We start from the raw sequence: 2970 nt of genomic DNA, 5'->3' as shown, positions 1-2970 counted from the left end.
CTCAGCTGGATAGAGTACCTGGCTACGAACCAGGCGGTCGGAGGTTCGAATCCTTCCGGGCGCGCCAAATAACGACAAAAGCCCGCTTTATGCGGGCTTTTGTCGTTATTGGCTCTGGTATGGAGATTCGAACCTCCGACCGCAAAATTATAAATAGTGTTCGACAAATTCGCCGGGAGCGAATTTGGACGTCGCAAAGCGACGCCCGCAGGGTGCAGGCCAGGGATGGCCTGCATCAATCCTTCCGGGTGCGCCACTCAAAAAGCCCATTCCAAAAGGAATGGGCTTTTTTCGTTTCCCTGCGCCCGTCGGATTTCCAGCCCGGCAGGTCGCTCTCGGCATCCTGCCTTCCGCGACATTAGTACATCCCGGTACGTCATCCGTGGCCGGGCGTTCGCCGAACTGCGAATGTCCACTGGACATTCGGTTCCGGCTCACCCTTCCGGGGACCCCGGAACTTCTTCGGGTTTCATCAAGCCTTCGCAATACGCGTTGCTTATTCGCCTCGCGCCATATAAAACAGAAAGGGGCATTGTCAGGTGGTCTTTTTTTGTTTTATTCGTTATTCCTTCCTGTCAGATATGAATCTGTGCGGAATGATTGCGGGACAGAACCTTTTCCCGGGTCTATGCTGAAACTGAACAGACGACGAACCGGAGGAAAAGGATGGAACATGACAAAGTAGCGGAGCGTATTCATCGCGTGGCGCGGCTCTACAGGCAGTTTGATAATGAGTACTGGGCGCTGGTGTCGCAGCTTCACCATGCGGGACGGCATCTGGGGATCACAGGGCCCGATCATGAGCGGCAGGCTATGGCTGAGCTTACTTATGTCGGCGAGCTATTTCGTATCGGCTTGCGATTGGTAACCGTCGAAGGCACACCGCTCGGCGAGATCTATCTGGATCATGTTGGTGATGAGGCAACGCATCGCGTGGGGCGATTGTTCCTCGACGAGGCGGGCCAGCTCCTCGATGCGCCGGCCGGCGCGGTACTCGGGCAGATACGCGATCCTGATATTGCCCGGCACCTGCTGGTAAGCTGGTTGGACGGCTGGTTGCGGGATTCGGCAGAGCTCAAAACGTTGTAAATGGCGAATAAGCCGAATCCAATCAAAACGCATCACACGTCGAGCTGTTGAGATTCAGGCTTGATGGTTTATTCTGGTTGACGCATTGATATATCGGCATGACAAACCGGATTTGAGATATCAATGGAGAAACGATTAATCCAAAACAGCAACGAGTCAGTGTTGATGCAGATCAACTTTACGCAGTGCGTACGCTATTATAATTTAAACTGCTATGATGGTTAGTGTGACAGTGAAACTTTTAAATTTCAGACTGATATTAGCAGCGATTGTTGGCCTCGCCGGCCTCTTTTTATCGGGAGCGATACACGGCGAGGAGTATATCGAGTGGGAAGCCGATGGCTATTCTATCCCCGAGCCGCTGGGTGGCCTGCAGGGCGATCCGGTGCGGGGCAGGGCGGTGGTAATCGATCGCGATAGCGGTAATTGTCTGGCCTGTCATCGCATGCCGATCCCCGAAGAGCCCATGCATGGTACCGTCGCGCCACCACTTCATGGAGTCGGTTCCCGCCTGAACGAAGGCCAGTTACGTTTGCGGGTCGTTAACGAGCAACGGGTCAATCCCAATACCATTATGCCGGCTTTCTACAAGCGACCCGGTGACTACCATCGTCCCCATCCGGCCTTCAGGAGCACAGTGCTGACAGCCCAGGAAGTGGAAGACGTGGTGGCCTACCTGATGACGCTCAAATGAGGTGCATGATGACAAAGTGCTTTATGCAGATTGTGCCTTTCGCCCTGTTGATGATGTCCGGATCGCTGTTCGCGCTGGAGCCGCAGTCCAGTTATGAATTATTGAGTGAAGATCTCAAACAAATGCAGGACGATGATTTTGCCAATCCGGGCATGATGACAGTGGATCGGGGACAGGAACTGTTTCAGAAACCGGGTTTCAATGGTAAATCCTGCGCAACCTGTCATGGCGACAATGGGGAAAAGCTCGATCCCGAACAGATCGCAGCCTATCCAAAATATGATTCGCAACGCGGACCGGTGACGTTACAAAGTCAGATCAACCAGTGTTATGCGGATCGCCAGGAAGAGTTTCCCATGCTTTATGATGCCGACGAACTGATTGCCCTGGAGACTTTTGTGCGTTATCTCGCCCGGGGTGAGAAGGTCAATGTGGATATCAGCGGATCGATGCGCGAACATTACGAGGCAGGCAAGGAAATTTTTCATACTCGTATCGGGCAACGTGATATGGCCTGTGTGCATTGTCATGAGATGTATGCAGGCCAGCGTTTGCGCGGCCAGATACTGAACCAGGCTCAGATCAATGGTTTTCCCATTTACCGTATTACCAATGGCACGATCATGAGCCTGCACGAGAAATATATCGGCTGCTATGGCACTTTGCGTGCCATGCCTTACGAGCCGGGTTCACAGGAATATATCGATCTGGAAGTTTATATGAATGCCCGCGGTAACGGTTTGCCGATTGAGACACCCGGCGTCAGACATTGATCGCCGTACACTAACCGTTTTTCTGTGCCAGACTCGAATTTATCGAACAAGAGGAGAAGCGAAAATGCTCGATCTCAATCCTGAACGGATTTGTAACATTATCCAGCTGGCCCGTGAATTTCATGCCAAGGAAGCTGTGGTGATCCCCGAGATGCCGAATAATTCCGGCGATGACTGGGCATTACAGGTGCTGGCTGACCATCGGGATGATCCCGTTTACCGGGAACTGAAATACGCTATCGGGGATATGGAACCGGATCAGCAGGCCCAGCTATTGGCGCTCTGCTGGCTGGGCCGTGAGGATTACGCCCTGGATGAGTGGGACGCCGCAGTACGCACGGCCGTGGAGAATCTGGTTTCCAGCTCGGCTGAACAGATCATTGCTATTCCCTATATCGCCGACTATCTCGAAGA

General features: G+C 53.0%; 4 protein-coding genes. All 4 read left to right on the top strand.

All coding sequences use genetic code 11. From position 1 onward, the window contains the following. Positions 1-666 precede the first annotated feature (666 nt). The gene (locus RI563_RS12730; protein ID WP_310694758.1) at positions 667-1089 is read left to right on the top strand and encodes a hypothetical protein; all 423 of its coding nucleotides are present in this window, start codon (positions 667-669) and stop codon (positions 1087-1089) included. A gap of 232 nt (positions 1090-1321) precedes the next feature. Then, the gene (gene soxX, locus RI563_RS12725; protein ID WP_310694757.1) at positions 1322-1783 is read left to right on the top strand and encodes a sulfur oxidation c-type cytochrome SoxX; all 462 of its coding nucleotides are present in this window, start codon (positions 1322-1324) and stop codon (positions 1781-1783) included. 8 nt (positions 1784-1791) lie between these two features. Continuing rightward, positions 1792-2556: a sulfur oxidation c-type cytochrome SoxA gene (soxA, locus tag RI563_RS12720; protein WP_310694756.1), complete on the top strand. Its 765-nt coding sequence runs from the start codon at positions 1792-1794 to the stop codon at positions 2554-2556. Positions 2557-2620: 64 nt separating this feature from the next. Next, positions 2621-2970, top strand: a 350-nt coding sequence (locus tag RI563_RS12715) for a DUF3775 domain-containing protein (RefSeq protein WP_310694755.1), incomplete at its 3' end; no start/stop codon positions are given.

The organism is Thiohalophilus sp., assembly GCF_031581315.1.
Classification (GTDB): domain Bacteria; phylum Pseudomonadota; class Gammaproteobacteria; order UBA6429; family Thiohalophilaceae; genus Thiohalophilus.
Note: the sequence above shows the minus strand (reverse complement) of the source record. Positions and strands in the feature narration are given on the sequence as shown.